Source organism: Meiothermus luteus (genome assembly GCF_003574085.1).
GTDB lineage: Bacteria > Deinococcota > Deinococci > Deinococcales > Thermaceae > Meiothermus > Meiothermus luteus.
On the sequence record NZ_QWKZ01000052.1, the window covers coordinates 1 to 20,640 of the forward strand.

The 20,640-nt window shown below is 66.9% G+C and carries 22 protein-coding genes and 1 pseudogene; 16 read left to right on the plus strand and 7 right to left on the minus strand.

Translation table 11 applies throughout. The annotated features are described in order from the left end of the window. Window positions 1–185: 185 nt before the first annotated feature. From Mlute_RS08750 to Mlute_RS08760, 3 genes are all read left to right on the plus strand, one after another. Window positions 186–782, plus strand: coding sequence for a DUF3105 domain-containing protein (locus tag Mlute_RS08750; protein ID WP_027887982.1), 597 nt, complete (start codon window positions 186–188; stop codon window positions 780–782). 187 nt (window positions 783–969) lie between these two features. Then, on the plus strand, window positions 970–1,635 hold the full coding sequence (locus tag Mlute_RS08755) for a response regulator transcription factor (protein ID WP_027887981.1): 666 nt from the start codon (window positions 970–972) through the stop codon (window positions 1,633–1,635). After that, a complete protein-coding gene (locus tag Mlute_RS08760) occupies window positions 1,635–2,720 on the plus strand; it encodes a sensor histidine kinase (protein WP_027887980.1) in 1,086 nt (361 codons plus the stop codon). The genes Mlute_RS08755 and Mlute_RS08760 overlap by 1 nt, the downstream gene beginning before the upstream one ends. A gap of 52 nt (window positions 2,721–2,772) precedes the next feature. On the opposite strand, the gene Mlute_RS08765 is transcribed toward Mlute_RS08760, so the two are convergent. After that, the gene (locus tag Mlute_RS08765) at window positions 2,773–3,240 is read right to left on the minus strand and encodes a DUF411 domain-containing protein (RefSeq protein WP_052488389.1); all 468 of its coding nucleotides are present in this window, start codon (window positions 3,238–3,240) and stop codon (window positions 2,773–2,775) included. Window positions 3,241–3,500: 260 nt separating this feature from the next. On the opposite strand from Mlute_RS08765, the gene Mlute_RS08770 reads away from it, so the two are divergent. The 13 genes and pseudogenes from Mlute_RS08770 to Mlute_RS08825 form a co-directional block, all read left to right on the plus strand. After that, window positions 3,501–3,827, plus strand: a complete 327-nt coding sequence (locus tag Mlute_RS08770; protein WP_220452067.1) for a four-helix bundle copper-binding protein — start codon at window positions 3,501–3,503, stop codon at window positions 3,825–3,827. Window positions 3,828–3,916: 89 nt separating this feature from the next. Then, entirely contained in the window at window positions 3,917–5,410 is a 1,494-nt protein-coding gene (locus Mlute_RS08775; protein ID WP_119360332.1) for a multicopper oxidase family protein, read from the plus strand. Window positions 5,411–5,435: 25 nt separating this feature from the next. Further along, window positions 5,436–5,828 (plus strand): DUF302 domain-containing protein, encoded by a 393-nt coding sequence (locus Mlute_RS08780; protein WP_027887977.1) that lies wholly within the window; start codon window positions 5,436–5,438, stop codon window positions 5,826–5,828. Window positions 5,829–5,953: 125 nt separating this feature from the next. Continuing rightward, window positions 5,954–6,190 carry an SHOCT domain-containing protein gene (locus Mlute_RS08785; protein ID WP_013156689.1) on the plus strand — a complete coding sequence of 79 codons (237 nt, stop codon included), beginning with the start codon at window positions 5,954–5,956 and terminating at the stop codon, window positions 6,188–6,190. A gap of 13 nt (window positions 6,191–6,203) precedes the next feature. Next, on the plus strand, window positions 6,204–6,848 hold the full coding sequence (locus Mlute_RS08790; RefSeq protein ID WP_013156688.1) for a hypothetical protein: 645 nt from the start codon (window positions 6,204–6,206) through the stop codon (window positions 6,846–6,848). Window positions 6,849–6,983: 135 nt separating this feature from the next. Further along, entirely contained in the window at window positions 6,984–7,169 is a 186-nt protein-coding gene (locus tag Mlute_RS16070; protein WP_013156687.1) for a hypothetical protein, read from the plus strand. A gap of 3 nt (window positions 7,170–7,172) precedes the next feature. Next, window positions 7,173–7,358: a hypothetical protein gene (locus Mlute_RS16075; protein WP_027887975.1), complete on the plus strand. Its 186-nt coding sequence runs from the start codon at window positions 7,173–7,175 to the stop codon at window positions 7,356–7,358. Between the two features lie 143 nt (window positions 7,359–7,501). After that, window positions 7,502–9,889: a copper-translocating P-type ATPase gene (locus Mlute_RS08800; RefSeq protein ID WP_027887974.1), complete on the plus strand. Its 2,388-nt coding sequence runs from the start codon at window positions 7,502–7,504 to the stop codon at window positions 9,887–9,889. A 28-nt stretch (window positions 9,890–9,917) separates the two neighbouring features. Then, window positions 9,918–10,499 carry a DUF305 domain-containing protein gene (locus Mlute_RS08805; RefSeq protein WP_223299795.1) on the plus strand — a complete coding sequence of 194 codons (582 nt, stop codon included), beginning with the start codon at window positions 9,918–9,920 and terminating at the stop codon, window positions 10,497–10,499. Between the two features lie 108 nt (window positions 10,500–10,607). After that, window positions 10,608–10,811, plus strand: a complete 204-nt coding sequence (locus Mlute_RS08810; RefSeq protein ID WP_013156683.1) for a CopZ family metallochaperone — start codon at window positions 10,608–10,610, stop codon at window positions 10,809–10,811. A 39-nt stretch (window positions 10,812–10,850) separates the two neighbouring features. Next, on the plus strand, window positions 10,851–11,117 hold the full coding sequence (locus Mlute_RS08815; protein WP_119360333.1) for a metal-sensitive transcriptional regulator: 267 nt from the start codon (window positions 10,851–10,853) through the stop codon (window positions 11,115–11,117). Window positions 11,118–11,246: 129 nt separating this feature from the next. Beyond that, the gene (locus Mlute_RS08820) at window positions 11,247–13,760 is read left to right on the plus strand and encodes a heavy metal translocating P-type ATPase (protein ID WP_082039137.1); all 2,514 of its coding nucleotides are present in this window, start codon (window positions 11,247–11,249) and stop codon (window positions 13,758–13,760) included. A gap of 395 nt (window positions 13,761–14,155) precedes the next feature. Further along, window positions 14,156–14,710, plus strand: a pseudogene (locus Mlute_RS08825) (serine/threonine-protein kinase); the annotation flags it as partial. On the opposite strand, the gene Mlute_RS08830 reads toward Mlute_RS08825, so the two are convergent. From Mlute_RS08830 to Mlute_RS15850, 6 genes are read right to left on the minus strand one after another with little or no spacing between them, the layout of a single operon-like run. Next, on the minus strand, window positions 14,644–15,936 hold the full coding sequence (locus tag Mlute_RS08830; RefSeq protein WP_119360334.1) for a peptidase associated/transthyretin-like domain-containing protein: 1,293 nt from the start codon (window positions 15,934–15,936) through the stop codon (window positions 14,644–14,646). The pseudogene Mlute_RS08825 and the gene Mlute_RS08830 overlap by 67 nt on opposite strands. A gap of 9 nt (window positions 15,937–15,945) precedes the next feature. Next, window positions 15,946–16,488 (minus strand): hypothetical protein, encoded by a 543-nt coding sequence (locus Mlute_RS16080; protein WP_027887970.1) that lies wholly within the window; start codon window positions 16,486–16,488, stop codon window positions 15,946–15,948. After that, window positions 16,440–18,167, minus strand: a complete 1,728-nt coding sequence (locus Mlute_RS08835) for a hypothetical protein (protein WP_027887969.1) — start codon at window positions 18,165–18,167, stop codon at window positions 16,440–16,442. Before Mlute_RS08835 ends, Mlute_RS16080 begins: the two co-directional genes overlap by 49 nt. Continuing rightward, complete coding sequence (locus tag Mlute_RS08840; protein WP_043983460.1) at window positions 18,137–18,328, minus strand: hypothetical protein; 192 nt, start codon at window positions 18,326–18,328, stop codon at window positions 18,137–18,139. The genes Mlute_RS08835 and Mlute_RS08840 overlap by 31 nt, the downstream gene beginning before the upstream one ends. 36 nt (window positions 18,329–18,364) lie before the next feature. Then, window positions 18,365–19,306 (minus strand): tetratricopeptide repeat protein, encoded by a 942-nt coding sequence (locus tag Mlute_RS08845; protein ID WP_241768784.1) that lies wholly within the window; start codon window positions 19,304–19,306, stop codon window positions 18,365–18,367. Beyond that, complete coding sequence (locus Mlute_RS15850) at window positions 19,260–20,495, minus strand: BTAD domain-containing putative transcriptional regulator (protein ID WP_081698384.1); 1,236 nt, start codon at window positions 20,493–20,495, stop codon at window positions 19,260–19,262. Before Mlute_RS15850 ends, Mlute_RS08845 begins: the two co-directional genes overlap by 47 nt. Window positions 20,496–20,640 lie beyond the last annotated feature (145 nt).

Sequence of the window (20,640 nt, forward strand, 5' to 3'; positions counted from 1 at the left end):
CACCAATGCCACCACCCCCCACAGCGGATAGCGCCGGTTCTGGTAGCGTGGATCGTCCAATGAGGCTAAGGCTTCGCGTAAGTTCATGCCTCTATCTAGCCTCAACCCTGAATAACGGTCAAGTCTGGAAGTCAACCTGAAATCCCAATTGCCCTCACCCCGAATGCGGTAGCTTGGTAGGGTCTATGGGAAAGAGCGCACGGAAACAGGCCTTGAAGTATTCGTCCAAGCCCAAGCCCAGCCCCTGGCCCTGGGTCATCGGCGGCGTTCTCGTGCTGGCGGTGGCGGTCTGGGGCTTCCTGCGCTGGCAGGGCCAGCAGGGGGTGCCCAGCCTCGAGAGCCTCATCGAGGAGGGCAAGCCGGCCCTCACGCAGGTGCAGAACCACCCGGACTACGGGCGCAGCCACGCCAACATCGGCGCCTCGCTGAGCTACGCCACCGACCCGCCCACCTCGGGGACGCACTGGTACAACTGGAGTGAGCCGGGCTTCTACACCCGCGGCGAGCCCCGGGAAAAGCTGGTGCACGCGCTCGAGCACGGCAACGTCGTGATCTACTACGACCAGCCCGGGGAGGAAGTGCTCAAGACCCTGCGGGTCTGGGCCGGCCGCTACCGGGGCCAGTGGGACGGGCTGGTGGTGGTGCCCAAGGCGGGTCTGGGCCAGACCGTCGAGCTCACCGCCTGGACCAAGCTGCTGCGGCTGGAGCGCTGGGACGCCGCCGCGGCTGCCGCCTTCATCGACGCCTACCGGGGCCGGGGGCCGGAGAACCCGGTGCGCTAGACGCTGAATGTTCGACGCTGATAGCTGATAGCTGATAGCTGAGCGCGGGTCGTACGTCGTACGCAATACGCAAGCCGCAAGACGCTACTTCTCCACCCCCCTTAGCAAGGGGGGCTAGGGGGGATACTCCCACACGTCACTAGCTCTTGGTCACCGGCCGCACGGCATGCGTAAACTGGGGGTGAGTATGGCTCGAGTGCTGCTGGTCGATGACGACCCTTCCATCCACGAGGTGCTGGGGGCCTACCTGCGCCAGGAGGGGCACGAGGTGGTGGAGGCGCGCGACGGGGCCGAGGCGCTGGCCCGGCTGGGCGCGGCCGACCTGCTGATCCTGGACCTGATGCTGCCGAAGGTGGGCGGGCTCGAGGTGGCCCGGGAGGCGCGGCGGGACTACCCCGACCTCCCCGTCCTGATGCTCACCGCCAAGGGCGAGGAGGAGGAGCGCATCGAGGGCCTCGATCTCGGCGCCGACGACTACGTGACCAAGCCTTTCAGCCCGCGCGAGGTAGTGGCACGGGTGCGGGCGCTGTTGCGACGCCGGGGGCTGCGCGACGAACTCGCCTTCGGGGCCCTCACCCTCAAGCCCGCCGAGCGCGTAGCCCTGCTGAACGGGGCTCCCCTACCGCTGTCGCGGCTGGAGTTCGACCTGCTGCTCACCCTGGCCCAGCACCCCGGGCTGGTGTGGAGCCGGGCGCGGCTGCTCGAGCGGGTGTGGGGCGGGGACTTCCCCGGCGTAGATCGCGTGGTGGACGTGCACATCGCGGGCCTGCGCCGGAAGCTGGGCGAGGACAGCGACAACCCCCGCTACATCGAGACGGTGCGCGGGGTGGGCTACCGCTTCCGGGAGGAATAATGTTCACGCGGCTGTTCCTGACCCACCTGCTGGCGGCGCTGGTGGCGCTGGTGGCCTTGCTGGGCTTCGCGGAGTGGCTGGCCCCGCGCTTTTACCAGAGCCACATCGAGCAGATGGTGGCGGCCATCGGGCCGCAGGGCCACGAGCTGCACGCCGACCTCGAGCGCGGCCTGCGCTCGACCCTCACCGCCGCCTGGCTGGCCTCGCTGCCGCTGGCCGGGCTGCTGGCGGCGGGCACGGCCTGGGTGGTCTCGAGGCGGGTCAGCCAGGGGGTGCGGCTGCTGGCCCATGGCAGCCGTAGCATCGCGCAGGGGCACTACCACGACCGCCTGCCGGTGCACGGCCGCGACGAGCTGGCCTCTCTCGCCCAGGACTTCAACCGCATGGCCGAGGCGCTGGAGAGGGTCGAGCAGAGCCGCGTCGAGCTCATCGGCTCCGTCGCCCACGAGCTGCGCACGCCCCTGGCCGGGCTGCAGGGCTACGCCGAGGCCCTGGCCGACGGGGTGCTACCGCCCGAGCAGGCCGCCGGGCGCATCAGCCACGAGGTGCGGGCCATGCGTCGCCTGGTCGAGGATTTGTCGCTGGTCTCGAGGGTCGAGGCGAGAGCGGTGGAGATTCGCCCGCAGGCGCTCGACCCCGCCGCGGCCCTGAGGCGGGCGGCCGAACGCTTCGAGCTGGTGTTCGCGGAACAGGGGGTGGCCCTGCGGCTCGAGCCCTGTGGGCCGCTGCCGGCGGTGTGGGGCGATCCCGAGCGCCTGCAGCAGGTGCTCTCCAACCTGCTCGCCAACGCCCTGCGCCACACCCCGCCCGGCGGGGAGGTGGGGCTGAAGGCCGAGCCGGCGCGGGGCGGGGTGCGCTTCAGCGTGCGCGACACCGGCCCTGGCATACCCCCCGAGCACCAGGCGCGGGTCTTCGAGCGCTTCTACCGCGTGGACTCGGCCCGCAGCCGGCAGGACGGCGGAAGCGGGGTAGGCCTGACCATCGCCAAGGGCCTGGTCGAGGCTATGGGGGGAACGATGGGCCTCGAGAGCGAGGTCGGGCGCGGCAGCACCTTCTGGTTCACGCTGCCGCCAGCCCGGTCCTGAGCCCTGTCGCGCTCTTCCTCGCGCTGCGCCTGATCCGGTGGGAAGGGGCGCCCTAAAGCGTCACGAAGGGCTCGAGCCGCCCTTTGACGAGGGCCAGCACCCGGTAGGGCTGGGTCTTGGGGCCGGGCATCCCCGGCGTGCCCGAGGGCATGCCCGGCAGGGCGATCCCGTCGATCCTGGGTCGCTCGCGCAGCAGCTTCTGGAGGGCGACCAGCGGGACGTGCCCCTCCACCGTGTAGCCCGCGAGGCGCATGGTGTGGCAGCTCTGGGCCTCGGGCGGGATCCCGTAGCGGCGCTTGAGGGGGCTGAGGTCGTCCTGCAGCACCACCTTCACCAGGGCGCCCTGCGCCTGGAGGAACTTCACGTACTCCCCGCAGCAGCCGCAGGTGGGCGACTTGTAGAGGGTGGCCTCGAGGCCCTTCAGGGCACTCCCCTGCTGCGCCAGGGCTCCGCCGGCCAGGCCCAGGGCGAGGCCGCCGAGCATCTTCAGCGCTCGTCTTCGGTCGGGTTGATGGGTCATAAGCTTCCTCTCCGACAGAGGCTAATGCCTTGGTGTTAAGCCTTTGTAAACCCGGTAGTTTCAGCCGGCACTCAAGGCAACTTCAGGCGGGGGGGCTAAAGTTGAACCTCCTTCGACCCGCCGGCTCGAGCTTTAACTCTGCCTCTCGTCGTCCGGAATTGCCAGCCGGATCAGGGCCGAAAGGCCGAATTTCAGGAGGTCCAGCCATGCAGCACAGCAGCCAGCACCACACCCACGGCACCACCGGCATGAGCCCCGCCATGCAGGCTTGCATCGAGGCCTGCGGGGAGTGCCACGACGTATGCCTCACCACCGTTCAACACTGCCTGCAGCACGGCGGCCAGCACGTCGAGCCCGCCCACATGACCATTATGATGGACTGTGTACAGATTTGCGAGACGGCCAAGGACTTCATGCTGCGGGGCTCGCGGCTCCACGCCCAGGTCTGCCGGGCCTGTGCCGAGGTCTGCGAGGCGTGCGCCCAGAGCTGCGAGGCCATCGATGACCCCGACGGCGCGATGAGGGCCTGTGCCGACGCCTGCCGCCGCTGCGCCCAGGAGTGCCGCCGCATGGCCCAGGCCGCCTGATGCCCGCCCCCTCGAGCCCCCGGCCACGGCCGGGGGTTGCCCTTTGCACAGGCTTAACACTCCACGCGCAGGCTAAAGCAGGAGGCGTTATGAACCGACGCGAACTGTTGAAGTACGGAGCCCTGGGCCTGGCGAGCAGCTACGGGCTCTCGAGGCTCCCCGCCTTTGCTCAAAGCCCCTTTCCCCAGCCCCGCACGCTCGAGGTGCTCCGGGCCGATGGCGTGGTGGAGGCCCAGATCACCGCCCGGCAGAGCAACCTGACCCTGAGCGGCAAGCCCGCCCGGCTGATGACCTACGGTGGCTTCCCCGGCCCTACCCTGCGCCTGCGCGAGGGCGAGACGGTGCGGCTCAACTTCACCAACAACCTCCCCGAGGCCACCAACCTGCACCTGCACGGCTTGCACGTGCCCCCGAGCGTGGACGACCCGCTGGCCCTGGTCCAGCCCGGCGAGAGCCGCCTGTACGAGTTCACCGTCCCTAAGGGCTCAGCGGGGACTTACTGGTACCACCCCCACGTCCACGGCCGGGTGGCCCCACAGCTCTACGCGGGGCTGGCGGGCCTGCTGGTGGTGGAAGGGCCGCTCGATGCCCTGCCCGAGTTGAAGGGGGCCGAGGAACACCTCCTGGTGCTCAAAGACTGGCTGTTCTCCGGCAACCGGATCCCGGCCTGGACCCACATGGACTGGATGAACGGCCGGGAGGGCAACCTGCTCACCGTCAACGCCGCCGTGCGCCCGACCCTGCGTGCTCAGAAGGCCACCCTGCGCCTGCGGCTCTTGAACGCCAGCAACGCCCGCTACTACCGGCTGGCGCTGGAAAACCATCCCCTCTACCTCATCGCCACCGACGGCGGCTTCCTCGAGAAGCCTGTCGAGCTCCCCGAACTCCTGCTGGCCCCCGGCGAACGGGCCGAGGTGCTCGTGCGCCTGAGCCGGCCTGGCAACTACCGGCTGCAGGCTCTCCCCTACGACCGCGGCGCGATGATGATGCACGGCGGCATGATGGGCGACCAGGGGATGGGGATGATGGACCACGGGATGATGGACCACGGCAGCAGGGGGGGCATGGGCGACACGGGGATGATGGGCTCCATGATGGGCATGGGAGCCACCCGCCTCGAGACCCTGCTCACCATCGTGGCCCCGGCCAGCCCCAAGCCCCTGCCTCTGCCCGCCTCGCTGGCCCCCGTCGAACGGCTCGAGCCCGCCAGGGCTACCGCTACCCGCCGCTTCGAGCTAGGCGAGCGAATGATGCAAGCTGAATTCTTTATCAACGGCCAAATGTTCGACCCGGCCCGGGTAGATGTGCGGGCCCAATTGGGAAGCCTCGAGGTCTGGGAGCTGGTTAACAAAACCGACATGGATCACCCCTTCCACCTGCACACCTACCCCTTCCAGGTGCTCTCGCGGGGCGGCAAGCCAGCGCCCTACCGGGCCTGGAAGGATACCGTAAACCTGCGCAAAAACGAGGTTGTGCGGATCGCGGTGCCCCTGCGCGACTTCAGCGGGGTCACTGTCTACCACTGCCATATCGTCGAGCACGAAGACCGGGGAATGATGGGGATCTTGCAGGTGAAGGGATGAGGAGGTAAATGTGTCGAACTACGCGATGAAAACCATTTTGTCGGGTGACTTGATCGAGGTCAGGACCCGAGCTGTGGAAGCGCTGAAAGCCCAGGGCTTTGGCATTCTGAGTGAGATTGACGTACAAAAGACCCTGAAGGAGAAGCTGGGCCTGGAGTACGAGCCGTACCTGATCCTGGGAGCCTGCAACCCCAACCTGGCCCGGCAGGCCCTAGATACAGACCGTGACATCGGGCTGTTGCTGCCCTGCAACGTGGTGCTACGCCAGCTCGAGGGGGAGGTTGAGGTCAGCATCCTCGACCCCGAGGCAATGTTTAGCTTAACTGAAGAAGCCACCCGGCGACAGCTCGAGCCCTTGGCCCAAGAGGCCCGTGTCCGTTTGAGCCGTGCTCTGCAAACTCTAGAGGAGGCCCCCTAGAGTCGAGCCGGAGTAAGCCGAGGCAGATGCGCAAAGTTCGGCTGGCGCTGTGGATTGTCCTGCTGGCAGAGGACCGGGGGATGATGGGGGTGCTCGAAGTTCGGGGTTAGAAGGAGGGGACTGTGATGGGTTGGTGTCCTTGGTGTTCTTACGGCTACGGCATGATGGGCGGCTGGGGTTGGCTGGGCCTGCTGGCCCAATTAGCCGTCCTAGTGCTGCTGATCTACCTGCTGGTGCGGGCCCTCTCCCGTCCATCGAGGGAGGGGCGGGACCGCGCCCTGGAGATTCTGCGGGAACGTTATGCCAAAGGCGAGATCGACAAGGATACTTTCGAGCGCATGAAGCGCGACCTGAACGAGTAAGAGGAGGTGCGTTGTGAAACGCGGACAGTTCTGGCTAGCGATCGTAGGCCTGGCCGTGCTGGGGTTAGCCCTTACCCAGGGCATGTGGGGCAATCCGGGCATGATGCAGGGCTATGGGTACGGCCCGGGAATGATGGGTGGGATGATGGGCGGAGGTATGGGCATGATGAGCTTTCATCCCGCCCAGGCTCAGCCCATCCCCCCAGCCGAAGCCAGGGCTCGGCTCGAGTCCTTCGCTCAACGCTTTAGCTCCGAGGCCAAGCTTAAGGATTTCATGAGCTTCAGCGAGAACTACTACGCCCAGGTAGTCGATGCCAAGGGCAACGGCCTGGTAGAGATCCTGGCCGACCGCTATACCGGCAACGTCTATCTCGAGCCCGGCCCCAACATGATGTGGAACACCCGCTTGGGTATGGGCTATGGCATGATGCAGGGCCAGCCTACAGCCACGCGCTACGACAAGGCTGCCGCGCAAAAACTGGCCAGGCAATTTCTCAAGGGCTACTTGCCGGGAGCCACAGTCATGGAGGGTCAGGCTTTCAGCGGTTATTACACCTTTGATTTTGGCCGCAAAGCGGTCGAGGGGATGCTCTCGGTGAGCGCCTACACTGGTGAGGTCTGGGTGCACACCTGGCACGGGATTTTCCTGGGAGAGTAGCAACGGTGCATACCGATCCGGGCTTTGTTTGATCGAAGGGGAGAAGTTAGGATTGTCCTCCGAGGATAAGCCATGGAATTCACCGAACTTTCGCTGGGTTAGTACGTTGCCAGCCTCAAAGCTGGCAAAGACAAAGTGCGCGACCGCGCGGCCTTCCTCGAGCGCTGCGCGCGCATGTACCAGACCCCCAGCCTCGCCGGTTTCCCGATGGTGGGGCTGGGCGGCAGTTGCGGCAAGCCCACCTTCCTCCTGCCTTTCGCCGTCCGCTTCGATCTGGACAAGGTGCTGGCGCTCGAGGCGTGGTTTCGCCGAGCGAAGTGAGGGGTGGCCGTGGCCGAGCGCTTCAGCATGTACGTGGAGTACGGGGCCTACCCCCATCGCAAGCGGCCCGACGACACGGAGCTCGCTGCCGTGCAGGAATGGACTAATGCCACGCTGGTCTTTCTGCGGTCTTCTTATGGGCGCAAGGAAAAGCTACTCACCGCGATGCCTGAAGCCTTGAAGCCCTGACTAACGTCCCTGCCTCTTTATTCGCGGGAAACTTCGGAGGGGATTGACCTTTTGCATGGTTCAAACTATCCTGATTTCACATTCCCCCCCCACCTGGGGAGGGATATACGGCGCCTAAACTGGCTGCCACCCGGAGGGTAACGATGGAACATAGGGCGCATCAAACCACGGCGGTCCTCGAGGTTGCCCTCAGGAATTGCCACGACGGCTCGGAGTACGCCGACCTCGAGCGGCAGTTCGCCCGGCTGGAAGGCGTTCAGCAGGTCCACCTCGACCGCACCCGGGGCGTCGCCCACCTCGCCTACGACCCCGCGGTGACGAGCGCCCAGCGGCTCGAGGCCGAGATCGAGCAAAGGGGCTACGCCTGCGACTGCGCCGACTGCGCCCCCTCCGAGGCCCAGCCCGGGCACCCCAGCGTGGGCTCGGAGGGCCACGACCACGCCCACCACGGCCACGCCGCCCGTCCGGCCCCGGCCCCAGCCCACGACCACGCCGCCGTGCGGCACCAGGAGCACGCGGGCCACGAGGGGCACGACGAGCACGCCGGGCACGGGGCCGCGATGGTGAACGACATGCTGCGGCGCTTCGTGGTGTCGCTGCTGCTGACCCTGCCCGTCGTGATCTTCTCGCCCATCGGCGGGGCGCTGGGCTTCCCCGACATGCCGCCCTTCGGCCTCTCGATGGGGCTGTGGGGCTTCCTGCTGGCGACCCCGGTGGTGTGGTGGGGCGGCTGGCCCTTCATTAGCGCGGCCTGGCGGGCCCTGCGGCGGGGCGAGGCCAACATGATGACCCTGATCGCCACGGGCATCTTGGTCTCCTACACCTACTCGCTGGGGGCCACTTTCCTCTTCAAGGGCGAGGTGTTCTACGAGGCGGCCGCGATGCTTACCACCTTCAGCCTGGCGGGGCACTGGCTCGAGATGCGCTCGCGCTTCGCCACCGGGCGAGCGGTGGAGGCCCTGCTCAAGCTGGCCCCCGCGACGGCCCGGGTCCGACGCGGGGGGCAAGAAGTAGAGATCCCGCTCGAGGAAGTGGTGGTGGGCGACGAGGTGGTGGTCAAGCCGGGTGAGAAGATCCCGGTGGATGGGGTAGTGGTCTCGGGCCAGAGCTACGTGGACGAATCCATGATCACCGGCGAGCCCATCCCCGTGCTCAAATCCGAGGGGGCCAAAGTCATCGGGGGAACCCTCAACCAAAACGGGGCCTTCACCTTCCGGGCCACCGCCGTGGGGGCCGATACGGCCCTTGCGCGCATCGTGCAGATGGTGCAAAACGCTCAGGCTTCCAAAGCCCCGGCCCAGCGCCTGGCCGACCTGGCCGGGAAGTACCTGGTGTTCATCGCGCTGGGCTCGGGCGTGCTCACCTTCCTCTTCTGGTACTTCCTGGGAGGACAGGGGCTGGTCTTCGCCCTCACCGTGGCGGTCTCGGCGGTGGTGATCGCCTGCCCCGACGCGCTGGCCCTGGCGACGCCGACCGCGATCACCGTGGGGGTGGGGGTGGCGGCCCGGGAGGGCGTACTGTTCAAGAACGCGACCGCGCTCGAGGCCACCGCCGCCATCGACACGGTGGTCTTCGACAAGACCGGCACCCTCACCGAGGGCAAGCCCGCGGTAACCGACCTCGAGCCCATCGCCCCCTTCACCCCCGAAGAGCTGCTGGCCCTCGCTGCCTCCGCCGACCAGCCCTCGCAGCACCCCCTGGCCGAGGCCATCGTGCGGGCGGCCGAGGAGCGTGGCGTGGGCGTGCAACCCCCCGACGCCTTCGATTCTGTCCCCGGGCACGGTGTGGTGGCCCAGGTTAAGGGGCGCAGGGTGCTCATCGGCAACCGGAGGCTCATGGACCGGGAAGGCGTCGAGGTGGGCCAATTGGAAGAACGGGTGTCCCGGCTGGCCGCCGAGGGCAAGACCGCCATGTACGTGGCGGTGGACGGCCAGCCCGCAGGGGTGGTCGCGGTGGCCGACGTGATCCGCGAGTCCGCCCGCAAGGCGGTGCAGGCGCTGCACCGCATGGGTATCCAGACCGTGATGCTCACCGGCGACAACCGCCGCACTGCCGAGGCCGTGGCCCGCCGGCTGGGCATAGACACGGTAATCGCCGAGGTCTTACCCGAGGACAAGGCGGCTAAGGTGAAAGAGCTCCAGGCCCAGGGGCGCAAGGTGGCCATGGTCGGCGACGGGGTCAACGACGCCCCCGCCCTGGCCGAGGCCGACGTAGGCATCGCCATCGGGGCCGGCACCGACGTGGCCGTAGAGACCGCCGACGTGGTGCTGGTAAGGAATGACCCCGCCGATGTCGCCAAGGCCATTCAACTGGCCCGCAAGGTACGCGGCAAGATCAAGCAGAACCTCTTCTGGGCAGCCATCTACAACGTGCTGGCCATCCCCGTCGCGGCGGGCGCGCTCTACAACAGCTACGGTATCCTGTTGCGGCCGGAGTGGGCAGCGCTGCTGATGAGCGCTTCCACCGTGATCGTGACGGTGAACGCGCTGCTGCTGGGGGTGGGGTCGCGGCAGCGCTTTACACGGGCTTAACACAAATTCGCCACCATCGTGCAGGAAGATGATGCGAACAATCCTGGCACTTACACTCGCGCTCGGCTTGGCCCTGGCCCAGACCGACCACTCGCAACACGGGGGCATGGCCATGCAGAGCATGGCCGTGCTGGAAAAGCTCACCGGTAAGGATTTCGACATCGCCTACATGTCGATGATGATTGCCCACCACCGGGGCGCGGTGGAGATGGCCCAGGCGGTGCTCAAGGTCTCGAAGGACGCCCGCATCCGCAAAGCAGCCCAGGAGATCATCGCCGTGCAGAACAAGGAGATTGGCCAGCTTACGGCCTGGCTCAAAGCTTGGTACGGGGTGGCGCCCTCCCGGATGTACATGGACATGATGAAAAGCGATATGAAGCCCATGATGGACACGGCCATAATGAGCATGCAAGCCATGCCGGGGCATGCCATGCCGGTAGACCGGGCTTTTTTAGAGGGGATGATCCCCCATCACCAAGACGCCATCGACATGTCCGAGCTGGCCCTGAAGAAGGCCACCAAGCCTGAGCTCAAGAAGTTCGCCCAGCAAGTCATCGCCGTGCAGCGCCGCGAGATCGAGCAGTATCGGGAGTGGCTAAAGTCCCTTTGAAGCCACCTGCCGCGCTAACCCCACCCCTCCCTGGGTGGGGTTGACTTTATCTCCAGCGAAGCCTAAGCTGGAAATGTACCCCTCCCCTGGAGGGGGTGGAGGCGAAAGATGAGCATTGAACTCAAAATCGAAGGCATGAGCTGCGGCCACTGCAAGATGAGCGTCGAGAAGGCCCTTAAGAGTGTGCCGGGCGTGGAGAAGGTGGAGGTCTTCCTGCAGGAGGGCCGGGCCATCGTCGAGGGCAACGCTCCTGTGGACCGGCTCATCAACGCGGTGCAGGAAGAGGGCTATACAGCCTCAGTCCGTCCGTGATCCAGAGGGAGGGAATGTGAACCCCATCGCCGAGCACACCTGCACCTTGATCCCAAGGTTCGGCAGGAGGCGCGCAACCGGCTGCTTTCGGCCAAGGGGCACCTCGAGGGCATCCTCAAGATGCTGGAGGGCGAGCCCTACTGTGTGGACGTGCTCAAGCAGATCAAGGCCGTGCAGGGTGCCTTGGACAAGGTGGGTGACCTGGTCTTGAAGAGCCACCTCGAGCACCACGTGGCCAGCGCAGCCCAGCGCGGCGACACCGACGAGTTGGTGGCCGAGTTGATGGAAGTGCTGAAGTACCGCTAATGAGGTCGTAGGCTAAACGCAAGACGCAAAACGCGGGGTTGCCATGCGCCCCACGTCGTACGCCGTACGATTTGCATCTTGCGTAGGACGTAAGACATACGACCCGAACAACCGAATGGGGTGAAGCGGATGACCAAAGAGTTGCAGATCGGCGTCGAGGGCATGACCTGCGCCGCCTGCGTGAACCGGGTGGAGCGCGGGCTGAAGAAGGTCGAGGGGGTCGAGGCGGCCTCGGTCAACCTGGCAACCGAACGCGCTACGGTCGCCTACGACCCCGCTACCACCACTCCACAGGCCCTGATTGAGAAGATCCAGGAGGTGGGCTACACCCCGGTGGTGGCCGAGGTTGAATTGGGCGTCACGGGCATGACCTGTGCGGCCTGCGTGGGGCGGGTCGAGCGCGCTTTGAAGAAGCTCGACGGGGTGCTCGAGGCGAGCGTTAACCTCGCCACCGAGCGGGCCACGGTGCGCTACCTCCCGGCCAGCACCGGCCTGGCCCAGTTCAAGCGGGCCATCCGCGACGCCGGGTACGGCGTGCTCGAGTTGGGGAAGGGCCAGAACCGCGCCGACCTCGAGCGCGAAGCCCGCGCCAAGGAGATCGCCAACCTGCGCCGCGCGGTGCTCTTGGCCGCCGCCTTCGCCCTCCCGCTCTTCCTCATCGCCATGCTGCCCATGCTCTTCCCGCCTGTCGAGGAATGGCTGATGCGCACCTTCGGGCACGGCGTCATGGCCGCACTCTCCTGGGTGATGCTGGCCCTGGCGACCCCGGTGCAGTTCGGCCCCGGCCTGCGCTTTTACCGCCACGGCTGGAAAGCCCTGCGCTCGGGCTCGCCCGACATGAACAGCCTGGTGATGATCGGCACCAGCGCGGCCTACTTCTATAGCCTGGCGGTGGTGCTCTTCCCCGGCCTCTTCCCCCCGCAGGCCCGCCACGTCTACTTCGAGGCGGCGGGGGTGGTGATCACGCTGATCCTCTTGGGCAAGTACCTCGAGGCCCTCGCCAAAGGCCGCACCTCCGAGGCCATGCAGCGGCTGCTCTCGCTGCAGGCTAAGACCGCCCGGGTGGTAGAGGGAAGCACCGAGCGGGAAATCCCCGTGGACGAGGTCCTGCCCGGCGACCTGATTGCAGTGCGCCCTGGTGAGAAGATCCCGGTGGATGGGGTGGTGGTCTCGGGCCAGAGCTACGTGGACGAATCCATGATCACCGGCGAGCCCATCCCCGTGCTCAAATCCGAGGGGGCCAAAGTCATCGGGGGAACCCTCAACCAAAACGGGGCCTTTACCTTCCAGGCTACCGCCGTGGGCGAGGGTACGGTGCTGGCCCAGATCATCAAGCTGGTCGAGGCGGCCCAGGGCTCTAAGCCCGCCATCCAGAACCTGGCCGACCGGGTGGTGGCGGTGTTTACCCCCATCGTGCTGGGCATCGCCCTGCTCACCGCGGGGGTGTGGCTGCTCTTCGGCGGAGAAAACGCCCTGACCTTCGCGCTGGTCAACACCGTGGCGGTACTGATTATCGCCTGCCCTTGCGCGATGGGCCTGGCGACCCCGGTGAGCGTGATGGTGGGCACCGGCAAGGCCGCCGAGATGGGGGTGCTCTTCCGCAAGGGCGAGGCCCTGCAAACCCTGCAGGAGGCCCAGGTGATCGCCCTCGACAAGACCGGCACCCTCACCCAGGGCAAGCCGGAGCTCACCGATTTGCAAGCCCTTGAGGGCTTCGACGAAGCCGAGCTGCTGCGCTTGGTAGCTTCCTTAGAGAAAAGTTCGGAGCACCCCGTGGCACAGGCCATCGTCAAGGCCGCGCAGGGGCGGGGCTTAGAGCTGAGCGAGCCCGTAGACTTTGAGGCGCTTCCCGGCTACGGGGTGGGTGGGCAGGTGGGGATTTACCGGGTGGAGGTGGGCGCCGACCGCTACATGGCGCGGCTGGGGCTGGACGTGTCGGCCTTCGGCGCCGAGGCGGCCCGGCTGGCCGACGAGGGCAAGACCCCCCTCTACGCCGCCGTTAACGGGAAGCTGGCGGCCATCCTGGCCGTGGCCGACCCCATCAAGGAAGGAACCCCCGAGGCCATCGCCGCCTTGCACCGCCAAGGTCTCAAGGTGGCCATGATCACCGGCGACCACCGGCGCACCGCCCAGGCTATCGCCCGCCAGCTCGGCATCGACGAGGTGCTGGCCGAGGTCTTGCCCGCGGGCAAGGCCGACGCGGTAAAAGAACTTCAAGCCCAGGGCTACAAAGTGGCCTTCGTGGGCGACGGCATCAACGACGCCCCGGCCCTGGCCCAGGCTGACGTGGGCATCGCCATCGGCACCGGGACCGACGTCGCCCTCGAGACCGCCGACGTGATTCTGATCTCGGGCGACCTGCGCGGGGTACCGGGCGCCATCGCGCTCTCGAGGGCCACCCTCAAGAACATCCGGCTCAACCTCTTCTGGGCCTTCGCCTACAACATCGTGCTGATCCCGGTGGCCGCGGGTGTGCTCTACCCCTTCACGGGCTGGCTGCTCTCGCCGGTGCTGGCCGGGGCGGCGATGGGCCTCTCTTCGGTGTTCGTGCTCTCCAACGCGCTCAGGTTGCGTAGGTTTCGGCCCCCGTTTGGGACCAAGATTCCATCCGAGCCGGTGGCCGTTCAAGCGGTTCCCGCCTGACCCTGGGCACCCTCCAAAGACCCCTGCCTTATCTGGCCTCCCCTCACTTCGCTCGGCGAAACTACGCCACCCCACCCCGCTACCCCGCCTATCGGCGGCGAAAGCTGCTTTGCCCGTAGGGCAAACATGTCTTGTAGCGTCTCGCGGCGAAAGCTGCTTTGCCCGTTAGGCAAACACGTCTTGTAGCATCTCGCTCCGCTCGGCGAAACTACGCCACCCCTCGCTCCGCTCGGCGAAACTACGCCTCGAGCGCTATCCCCGGAGCTTTCAGCTGGGCGAACTGCCGCTCGAGGCCGCAGGTTAGGGCACCGGATTGGGTTGGTGTGGGTGGGTCCGCAGTGCACCCAAAGAAGGCTAACACCGGTCTTAATAACGTAGCGGCATAGAATGGGCTTGTGAAGCTGGCCGGTCGTTATCGCCTGGAAACCCCGCTTGGCCAAGGCGGCATGGCCGAGGTGTGGCGTGCCTACGACGAGCGGGTGGGGCGGGCGGTAGCGGTGAAAATCCTACACGCCTACGTCCACCCCAACGAGCGGGCCCGCTTCTTCCAAGAAGCCAAGGCTCTCTCCCGGCTATCCCACCGCGGGGTGGTGCAGGTCTACGACCTAGGTGAAGAAGAGGGCAAAACCTACTTCGTGATGGAACTCGTCGAGGGAGGCAGCTTTGACCGCTTGGGCCCCTTCGAGGACGGCCCGGAGGGGTTGCGGCTTTTAGAGGCAGCTCTGGAGGTACTGGATGCCCTCGAGCACCTACATCGTCGGGGGGTCATTCACCGCGACCTCACCCCGCGCAACATCCTGCTCACCACCGAGGGCAACCCTAAGGTGATGGACTTCGGGCTGGCCTATCTGCTCCAGGAGAGCCGCCACCTGACCCGCACCGGTTACACCCTGGGCACCCCGCAGTACATGGCCCCCGAGCAGGCCAAGGGCCTGCCGCTGGGCCCCAGGCCGTTTTGCTGGAAGCTGAGGGTGCGGCCATCGGGGGCGTCGGCGTAGGCGGCGAAGGTGAGGGTTTTGCCCGGAATTACCGGGGTGGCCCAGGACAGGTTTAGCGGGCTTTCGGCGTTGTTGGAGGCAATCAGGAAGAGCGAGCGGGCCTCGAGGTTCACGTAAAGCTGCCTCGAGCGCAGGGTCAGGCCGCCGGGGTTGGTCAGGTTCACGCTCAAGGCCCCGGTGCCGATGGGGGCCACCCCCACGGTCAGGCTGGTGCTCTCCCCAGGGTCGAGCGAGACCACCCGACTGCCGTAGGCCAGAAAGGCCTCGGGGGTGCCGGGCGCACCGGCTGCATGCCGCCATTGCAGGGCATACACCCGGCCCTGCACGCTGCCGGTGCCATTCCAGGCCGTGCTCAGGGTGTAGGCCGGACCCTGGCCGGGAAAGAGGGCCTGCAGGTTGTAACCGGGGGGCACAAACTGGGTCGGCTTGGCCTGGGGCGCCCCAAACACCACCTGCACCCCGGTGTTGGCGGGGTTGGGAAAGGTGATGCCGCTGCCCGATTGGGGCAGCAGGGTGCCGCTCAGGCTGGCGGTCTGCTCGGCGGGAGCCCCGCCCAGGCTGGTGAAGAGCAACAAAAGGGGGTCGGGCCGGCTCAGGCCCAAAAAGGTGTGCTCCTGGGTAGCGGCGGGCCGCACGGTGAGGTCGTAGGGGGGCCGAACCCCGCTCAGGCTAAAGCGGCCCTCGGCGTCGGTGTTCACACACCGGCTGCCCCGGCAGACCGGCACACCCGCCAGCGGCTGCCCGAAGCGGTTCCTGGCCTGGCCGCTCACGGTTATCTGGCCGCTGGCCGAAACCCCCAGGGTGAGGGGGCGCTCGCGCTTGAGCACCTGGCCGCCTACGCTGGCCGTAGCCCGCACCAGCAGGGTGTACTCGCCCGCGGCCAGCTCGCCGGAGGGGTTCAGGGTTAGGGTGCTGCTGCTCTGGATGGGGTTTTGGCTAAAGCTAGCGCTGACGCCCAGGGTGCTGGGAACGCGCACCAGCGAAAGCTGCACCTCGGCGTCGAAGCCGCCGGTTTTTTCCAGCGTGACCTCGAGGCTCCCGGTGGTACCGGCCTCGAGGTTGAGGGTGCCGGTCGAAAGGGCAATCTGAAAGTCGCCTACCACGGGCGGGGGTGGGGGTGTGGGGTTTCCACCCGCACAGCCCGCAATCAGCAGCAAAGAAAGCAAGCGGTAGCGCATCGGTTCCTCCTAGTTGATGCAGGGCGGCAGCCGGAAGTCCTGCGTGGCGACCGTGGGGCGGGCCGGGGGGCCGGCGTTGCCGTCGGTGAGCTCGAGGAAAAGTCGGAAGCGCAACCCACAGGTAGCCCCGGGGTAGAGCGAGGTCAGGTTGGTGATTGTCACCGTGGGCAGGTCGGTGCCGCCGCTGGTAAAACTGACGTTTCCTGAACCGCCCGGTACGTTCTGCAGCGTGCCGGAGATGGGGTTGCCGCTGCCGTCCAGCCGCTGGATTTTCCAGGTGTAGGTAAGGGTCTCGTTTTCGTTGTCCTGCACCCAGCCCTTAAGGGCAATCTGGGTGTAGCCGACCTCGGGGTTGACCCCGGCGGGCTGGGTGATGGAGGCGTTGGGCGGGTAGTTGGTGGGAGCCGGGCTTACGCTAATGTTCACCGTGGCGCTCCCCTTCTTGCCCCGGGCGTTGCTGACCTCCAGGGTCAAGGTGCGGGAGGCCGTGCTGCTGCTAAGGGTTACGGTGGGGTTGCCGCAGGCGTTGGTGGGCAGAGTGTCAGCGGCCACACTGCTCCTCCAGACCGCATTGGCGCAGTTCTGGGTGGTAAGGCTGGGGTCGAGCCAGCTCCCCTGCAGGAGCACCGTCTGCCCGGCATAGAAGCTCTGACCCGGCTTGGGGTTGAGGATCTGGACGCTGGGCGGGGGTCTTGCACGTTCAGGCTCAGGGTGGCGCTGCTGCTCAGCCCTGCGCTGTTGCTGGCGCTGGCGGTGATGGTGCGGGGGCCTTCGGTGGTGAAGGTGTAGCTCAGGCAAGGCGGGTTGGTGTTGGCGGCAATGCTGCCCAGGCTGCCCTCCACGCTGCTGCTTAGGCTCACCGCCTTGGGCCCGTCCTGCGGGTCGTAGGCGGTGGCGCAAAGGGTATAGGGCTTGAGGAGCTGCGGCAAGCCTATGCCTCCTGGCAAGAGCGTCACGCTGGGCGGCTGAGGGGTAGCCTGGGCGATGGTGCCCAGGTTCTTGTCGTAAACCTTCAGGTCGTAGTCCAGGCGGAACTCGGTCACCCCCAGGTCAATGCCCAGATGAAGGCCCAGGTAGGCCTCTACCCCGGCGGAAAGCCGCCAGATGGGGTTGCGCGGCACCACCGCGTCCATCTCCAGGTAGCCCCCCAGCTTGGCGTAGGGGCCCACAATGCCATAGAGCAGCACCTCGGCCTTGCCCAACAGGCTCCCCCGCGCCAAAGCGCTCACCTGGGCCCCGCTCAGGCCGGCGTTGAAGCTCTCGCCAAAGCTGCTGCAGTTGTTGAAGCCGTCCTTGTACTCCAGGCAAGCCTGAACGTTCAGGCTCTGGGTAGCGCCAAAGCTCAGGCCCGCGCTCACCTGCCCGGAGGCGTTCACCACCATCTTCAGGCTGGGCACAAACACCAGCGGCACCGGCCCCACAAACACCGTGATGGGCGAAAAGTTGAAGCTGGCCAGCTCTTTTTCCTTGTTGATGCTGTAGCCCAGCCCGGAGCTCACCTTGACCTCGGCGCTTTGCTTGATGCCGTAGGCCACCTTGAAGTAGACCCCGTTGGGGTAGGCGGGCACCCCAAAGACCTTTTTCCAGCTCACCCCGGCGCTAAAACCATTCTGCACGTCGAAGAAGACCTTGCCCGAGACCCGCACCTGGTCTTGGGTGGTGGAAGGGTTGTTGTCCTGGTCGTAGAGCACCTCGTCGAAGCTGAAGTCCAGGGTGGCCATGGGCCTGACCCCGCTCTGGGCACTGTAGGAGGTGAGGCCGCCGGCAAAGCGCACGCTCTGGGCCAGGGCCCGGGCCGACTGCAGGTCGGAGGGGGTGAGGGTCTTCTGGAACTCGGCTTCGCCCTGCTCGAGGGCCTCGCCTAGGTCGGCTTCCTCGGTCTGGACGGTTACGATGTTGCCCGCGCGGCTAATGCTCTTGACTTTTTGCAAGAGGCCATAAGGGGCCGCCGGGGTGGGCTCGCTCACCAGCACCTGTCCGACCTCGAGGGCCTGGAGCTGGGGGTTGTCGGCGCTAAAGGTGAGGGTGGCCTGGCAGAGCGGGCGGTTTTGGTTGGTGTAGTCCAGGCAGGTCGGGGCGTTATTGAGGGTGAAGCTGGACAAAGAGGCCCGGCTCTGGGGGCTGAGCACCCGGGTATCGGGGTCAATCCTGGGCTCAATCCGGCTGGGGGGGCCACCCCCACAGGCCGCGAGCAGCAGGGCTAGGGCTGCGATTCCGGCTGGGTAGCGCATGCTTCCTCCTTTGCGCGCTCGAGGGCCATCAGCAGGTCTTCCATATGGGCAAAGCCTTGCCGGCCTCCGCCCCGCAGGGGTTCAAGGCTGTAGCGCCATTGCTGCTCGCCATCGCTCCACATGCGGAGCACATAGCACAGTTCCTGGTGACCCTCTGGCATGGTTGCCAGGGTAGAAGGGGGGGCGTCAATTGGGCGTCAAGCGGAGGCGTTGCTGCCCAAGCGCAGCCGCCGAGGCAACCCCTCTAGCTGGCTTTGCCGGAGTTCCTGGGCCCTCCGCAGGGCTGCGGCGGCCTGGGGGTGTTGCCCCAGGTGGGCGTGGGCCTCGCCCAGCAAGCGGTAGGCGGGCACGCTCAGGCACAGGGGTTCCTGGGCCAGGGCCTGGGCCAGCGGCGCGGGGTCGGGGCTGCCCCGCCAAAGCGAGAGGCGCAGCTCCCCCATCCGCCAGGCCAGGTGCTGCAACGGGGTCTGGGGCCGGCAGCGAGCAAGAAGGAGCTCGAGTAATTCTTCTTTGTGGGCATGCGCCAGCAGGTCGAATTCGGCCCCCACAACGAGGTCGCCCAGGCGGGCTTCGCGCAAGCCGGGCAGCAGAGCCTCGATGGGTGCGGTTTCCTCCGGGCAGCGCCAAAGACCCAGCAAAGCCCGGTTGTAGCGGCAGGCCCACACCAGCCGCTCGTCCTGGGCCGCCTGGGCCAGCGCCAAAGCCTCTTCCAGCCGGCCTTTGGCCTCCGGGTAGACCGCCAGATAGCCCAGTAGCTCCACCTGCACCAACAAGACCTGCGCCTGCAAACCGGGGCCCAGGGGCCGGGCCAGCTCGAGGGCTTCCTCCAGGGTGTTCCAGGCCGGGCCGAACTGCCCCTGCAAAAAGTACAGGTAGCCCAGGTTGCGGTAGCTGGTGGCCTCGGTGCGGGCATCGCCCAGACTACGCGAAAGCTCGATGGCCTCGGCAAAGCGCTTGGTGGCTTTGGCATAGTGGCCCAAGCGCAGGGTCGTGGCGGCCAGATTTTGCAACAGGCTGCCGGCCAAGGCCAGTTGCCCCTCCCGCCGGGCCAGGGTCAGGGCTTCTTCCAAAGAGCCTACGGAAGCCTCGTACTCACCGCGTAAACCGAACAGCGCCCCCAGGTTGCTCAGGGCCCGCAGCCGGGTCTGGGGGCTTGGGGCTTGTGGCGGCCTCCAGGTGGGGCCTGGCCTCCTCCAGGGCCCCGGCCACCAGGTGGGCGGCGCCCAAAGAGAGCCGGGCCAGGGCAATACGTTCCTCGTCGGCCAGCCGCCGGGCCACCTCCAGGGCTTCCTGGGCCTCCAGGGCGGCCTCCTGGGGCTTGCCCTGCCGCAACCGGAGCCCGGCTTTGCGCTGGTGGTGCTCAAAATAGGCGCGGTCGCACTGGTGACGCCGGGCCAGCTCGCCCAGCCTCTGCACCAGGGCCTCCATCAAGTCGAGGTCGCCCTGCAGCTCGGCCACCTGGGCCAGCCCCAGCAGGGCCTCGAGCTGCAAGGGCGCTGTATCGGCCGTCCAGAGGGCCCTAAAGAAAGCCAGCCGGGCCTCGTTCGGCTTTCCCTGTTGAAGTGCCAGCCGCCCAGCGGTTTGCAGTTGGGGGTAGGCCCGCTCCGGCTCCAAGGCCCCTAGCCAGTAGCGGGCCGTAGTACTGGGCTCTCCCCCCTGCGCTTCCAGGGCCAGCGCAATCCGGCGGCATAGGTGCCGGCGCAAAGGCTGGGGCAAAAGGGGTGGGGGTGGGGTGGCCTCGAGCTCTGCCCAGGCCCGCGCTACCGCGTAGGGCTCCTCTTCCAGCACCCTAGCCCAGAACTCGGGGCGAACCTCCTCGGCGTAAAGGCTTCGGGCCTCCCAGAGGCGTTGGGCCAGCGGGCTCAGGGCGATGGGCTGGAGCAAGGCCGCCTGGGCCTGGGTGGCCGCCAGGGGCTCTACCCCCAGCTCCTGCTGGAGGGTCTGGCGCAGGCTCTCGTAAAGCTGCCAGGCCGTCTGCACCCGCCCGGCCTGGGCCTCCAGGCGCATGGCCTCGCGTACCGCGCTCTCGTGCAGGGGATCAAGCTGGATGAGCTCGTAAAGGTACCCGAGCGCTTGCTCCAGCTCGGTCTGGGCGGCCTGCCAGAGCCGCTCGCGGCGCAGCCCCTCCAGCCTTTGGCGCTCGAGGGCCAGCCAGTCCCAAAACGCAGGAGGCAGGTCATCCGGTAGACCCGGTAACAGCGGCGCGCGCAGGGCCTCGAGGGTGGGCGCCAGTGCGTCTACCTCGGCATACAGCGCGGGCCGCTCCCCGTCCAGCAGCCAGGTTCCCGCCCCTGGCAGCCGGCGCAGCAGGTAGAGGGCCTGCCGCAGGTTTTGCGCTGGGTTCTTATACCAACTCTACGACGAGGTGACACATAAAGCCTCTTGAATCCAAGGCCAAAAGCAAAGCCGCTTGACCCTAGTTGGATCAGCCGCAAGCTGGGTGAGGAACTCCTCGGCAGCCAGGCGTTTGTGT